At 34.4% G+C, this 4635-nt stretch carries 3 protein-coding genes; all 3 read left to right on the plus strand.

Translation table 11 applies throughout. From position 1 onward, the window contains the following. The first annotated feature begins 143 nt into the window (after positions 1 to 143). From AB1349_12830 to AB1349_12840, 3 genes are read left to right on the plus strand one after another with little or no spacing between them, the layout of a single operon-like run. Positions 144 to 2522 (plus strand): hypothetical protein, encoded by a 2379-nt coding sequence (locus AB1349_12830; protein MEW6558211.1) that lies wholly within the window; start codon positions 144 to 146, stop codon positions 2520 to 2522. Continuing rightward, positions 2515 to 3573: a tyrosine-type recombinase/integrase gene (locus tag AB1349_12835; GenBank protein ID MEW6558212.1), complete on the plus strand. Its 1059-nt coding sequence runs from the start codon at positions 2515 to 2517 to the stop codon at positions 3571 to 3573. Before AB1349_12830 ends, AB1349_12835 begins: the two co-directional genes overlap by 8 nt. After that, complete coding sequence (locus AB1349_12840) at positions 3560 to 4513, plus strand: tyrosine-type recombinase/integrase (protein ID MEW6558213.1); 954 nt, start codon at positions 3560 to 3562, stop codon at positions 4511 to 4513. Before AB1349_12835 ends, AB1349_12840 begins: the two co-directional genes overlap by 14 nt. Positions 4514 to 4635 lie beyond the last annotated feature (122 nt).

Here is a 4635-nt window from a genome sequence, read left to right on the forward strand (position 1 = left end):
TCTACGACGAGCAAAAGTAATAAAGGATTGGGTCAAGGTCTTCCCCCAGTTCTCAAAATTATTTTCACTGCCTTTATTAAAAGATTTTTCACAAATTCCTTTTACAGATTTTCCGCAAAAGTTCATAAAGGAGAAAGGGAATTATGCAGTCAGTAATAAATAAACAAGAATTATTAGGAAATATAGTCAGATTTTATCAAGATAAATTCAGAAAAAACAAAAAAGGTAAGGAATACTTAAACTCACTCGGTATATATGACGAACAATTATTTGAGAGATTTAAGATTGGATTTGCTGATGGTTCTCTCTTAAAAGCGATTCCGACAAAAGGTGAGGTAAAAGATACTCTCAAAGAAACTGGAATTTTAATGGAAGACAAGGAATATTTTCTTGACTGTGTTGTATTTCCAGTAATTGACTCTGATGACAACATAGTGGATATAATTGGCAAAAGGATAATTGATCCCGATGTTGCTTCGCAAAACGGGGCAGGCGGGATGGAAATATTTTTGAATAATTCACCAGTCGGTATATTAAACTGGTCAGCATTTAAGAGCAAAGAAATCATTTTTGCAGATGGGATAATTTCTTCGTTAAAAATATTTCAGTTGGGTTTTGACAATGTTATTCCCGTATTTCATATCTTAAATGACACTCATTTAGAATTTTTGAGACGATACAGACCTAATAAAATTTATCTTACTGTTGACAATAAAAACATAGAAACGCAATTAACAAAGATAGATTTACCCTGCTACCGAGTGAAAATCGGTGATGAAATGACAAAAGAAATTTTTGAGAAGGCACTCACCGAAGCCGAACCAGTGGAAACAAAGATTGGTGAGGGGATAGCAAAAATTACCAATGAGAAAGTGTTATTTGAATTTGGAAAGAGAAAATATGAAGTGAAAGAATTAGATGATATAAACCCAGAGAGATTGAGGGTAAATATCAAAGCAAGTGGTGAGACAATTTTTCATATAGATACGATTGACCTGTATTCATCAAATAGCAGGGCAAATTTTATCAGACAAGTGGCAGAATTATACGAGGTAGAAAACAGGGTAATCAAAAGTGATTTATGTTCTATTATTACAAAATTAGAGAAAATGAGAGAGAAAAAAGAAATCAAAACAACGGATGAGAAAATATATCAGATGACAGTTGACGAGGAAGAACAGGCAATGGAATTTCTGAAATCACCCGACATATTAGAAAAAGTTGTCCAGCATTTAGAAATATTAGGTTATGTCGGCGAAGATACGAATAAAAAAATTGGTTATCTCATTACAATCAGTCGGAAATTAGAAAATCCACTTTCGGGTGTGATTATTTCTCGTAGTGGTGCAGGTAAAAGTAAATTATTAGAATATTTATCCGAGTTAGTGCCAGAGGAGGATTTGATAAATTGCACACGGCTAACACCGAAGGCGTTGTATTATCTTGGAGAAAAAGGACTGAAACATAAACTTTTAATTGCGGGTGAAGAAGAGGGGTTATTCGGGAGTAATTATCCTATACGAGAACTTATCTCGTCTAAAAAACTTAAACTTGTTTCACCGGTGAAAGACACAATAACAGGTAAAATGACGACAGCAGAGTATGAAGTTGAGGGACCAATTGCCCTGTTATTTTCTACAACACAACCAGCAATCAATTACGAGAATGCAACGAGATGTTGGACACTTTCACTTGACGAAGGCAAAGAACAGACAAACAAAATTCATCAGGCACAACAGAAACAAGAAACTCTTGCTGGTGTAAAAAATGGATTTGAAATTTCGGATATAAAAACACTTCACAAGAACGCACAGCGATTGCTTAAAAAGTTAGTTGTGATAAATTCTTTTGCCGAGCAGTTAAGTTTTCCGACAGAAAAGTTGGAGATGAGGCGTGAATATGAAAAATATCTATCACTTATTAAAGCGATTGCATTTCTTTACCAATACCAGCGAGAAAAGAAAACATTTAACCACAACGGAAAAGAAATTGAATATATTGAGGTAGAAAAAGAAGACATAAAGGAAGCGAATAAACTCATATCAGAAATATTCGGAACGAGTGCTGACGAACTTTCCCGTCCATCTCGTGAGTTGCTAAAAATGATAAAACAGATGGTAGATGAAAAATGCAAAGAGCAAGAGATTGGTCAGAAGGACTTCAGGTTTAATAGGAGAGATGTTAGAGAATATACTGGTTGGAGTGATAGTCAGATAAAGGCACATATTAAACAATTAGAGGATTTACAATATCTTTTAATTTCTAAAAGTGAGCGTGGGAAAATGTATCGGTATGAGTTGCAGTATGAGGGGAATGGTGGTAAAAAATATCTTTTTGGGCTGACTGACCCTGATAAACTTATTCAAAAGTCTGATAGGTCTGGTAAGGTTTGCCAAGAGGGAGACGATGAAAGAGTAGAAAATACTGACGAGGAAGAAAATAAAAGTCTGAAAGTAGGGAAAGTTTGCCAAAAACGAATAAAAGGCGGGGTGGGTATAACAGGAGCAGAGCAATATGTCTGATGAATTTACACTTGACCAGTTAAAAGAATATTATCTGCAACACGGACAGTTAAAGGGATTTTCTGTTTTTACTGTCAGACAGACAGAACAGATGGTCAGGATATTCTTAAATTTCTTAAAAGCAGATGGAATAAAAGAAATAAAAAAAGTGAATCATGAAAATTTAGAGAACTACAAAGGATATTTAACGAGATACAAAACAAAGAAAGGAAATAATCTGACGAGTTCAACAATAGTCACCCGGTTAATGTCGGTAAGGAACTTTTTTAAGTATCTTGTGAAGAAAGGAATAATTTACCGGGATATAACGGAAGGTTGGCAAATACCGAAGGATAAAAGACCACTTCCGAGAGGAATAATGACAGTGCAGGAGATAAACAGGATAATGAAACAACCGCAGATAAGAACAACACTGGGTTATCGTGATAGAACAATTTTAGAAGTTTTGTATTCAACAGGTATAAGAGCAGGTGAGTTAATAAAATTAAAAGTAAGTGATGTTGATTTAGAGAAGAAAGTTTTAAGAGTAAATAAAGGCAAGGGTGGAAAAAGCAGGTATGTTTTACTTAACACACCTACTTGCAGGTTTCTTAATAGATATTTAAGAAAGATACGCCCAGAATTAGCAAAATGTCCAAGACCTTCTGGGAATAACTGGGAAGTAAAATCAAAGACAGGAGATGGAATTTTGTTTTTGACTGTGTATGGTGGTTTAATATCACAGGGTTGGATTGATACAATGCTCAAGAGATACATAAAGAAAGCAGGGATAACAAAAGAAGTAGCACCCTGTCATTCATTTCGCCATAGTGTAGCCACACATTTATTGGAAAGCGGTATGGATGTCAGGTATGTTCAGGCATTTTTGGGACACGAAACAATCCAGACGACACAGGTTTATACTCACATAGAGAAAGAAAAACTGCGGGAACTATTAAAAAAATATCATCCGAGAGAAATCAATAAAAATACAATTACAATAAATAAGTTTTCAGATGAAATAAAAATCCCGGCAGGGAATAAGGACAAATACAATTATGCAACAAATTAAAACAGAGATAACGAATTTAAGAGAGAAATATTTGGAACATTTAAGAATAAATAATTATTCTGTTGATACGATAGAACATACTGGTTACGCAATAAAACATTTTGAGAAATTTTTAAAGGGAAAAGGAATAAACAAAATTGCTGATGTAAGTAGTGAAATGATTACCGAGTATAACACGATGTTAAGGAAATTCCGTCAACCGAAAAACAATAAACCATATGCCGAACAAAGTATCGCAGCGAAATTACAACCCGTCAAATATTTCTTTGAATGGTTGACGAAGAATTTAACAATACTTTACAACCCAGCAAAAGATATGGAAATACCGACGATAAAAAAGGGACTGCCGAGAACGATTCTCTCACAGGAAGAAATAAATAAATTTCTCTCAATACCAAGAACCGATACAGTAATTGGCTACCGAGATAGGACAATATTTGAGTTGTTTTACTCAACTGGAATGAGGAACACGGAATTAAGGAAATTGAAAATAAATAACTTGGATTTAGAGAAAAAAATTTGTATAATTAAGGACGGAAAGGGTGGTAAAGAAAGAATACTCCCGCTTACCAAAATAGCCACCGAGTATCTGAAAGAATACATTAGAATAATCCGACCTAAATTATTAAATGGAAATAATAATGACACAGTATTTCTTACACTTTCAGGGACACCATTTTGGATGCAGGGTATGTGTGATTTATTCAGGAAATATGCCAGAGTTAGCGGAATATCAAAACCAATATCCGCACACATAATAAGACACTCAATAGCGACACATTTATTAGAGAATGGAATGGATATTCGTTATATCCAAGAATTTTTGGGACACGGCTCATTACAAACAACTCAACTTTACTCAAAGGTGACATTAAAAGGATTAAGGAAGTTTTACAATAAACATCACCCGAAGGAAAAAAGGCAGAGGTTATTGGTATGAACTTTTGCGGAAAATCTGTAAAAGGAATTTGTGAAAAATCTTTTAATAAAGGCAGTGAAAATAATTTTGAGAACTGGGGGAAGACCTTGACCCAATCCTTTATTACTTTTGCTCGTCGTAGA

Source organism: Elusimicrobiota bacterium (genome assembly GCA_040757695.1).
Classification (GTDB): Bacteria; Elusimicrobiota; UBA8919; order UBA8919; family UBA8919; genus JBFLWK01.

What these genes read in the sequence shown, in the direction of transcription:
- AB1349_12835 (MEW6558212.1), top strand. Translation starts at nt 2,515, where the DNA reads ATGTCTGATGAATTTACACTTGACCAGTTAAAAGAATATTATCTGCAA.
- AB1349_12840 (MEW6558213.1), top strand. Translation starts at nt 3,560, where the DNA reads ATGCAACAAATTAAAACAGAGATAACGAATTTAAGAGAGAAATATTTG.
- AB1349_12830 (MEW6558211.1), top strand. Translation starts at nt 144, where the DNA reads ATGCAGTCAGTAATAAATAAACAAGAATTATTAGGAAATATAGTCAGA.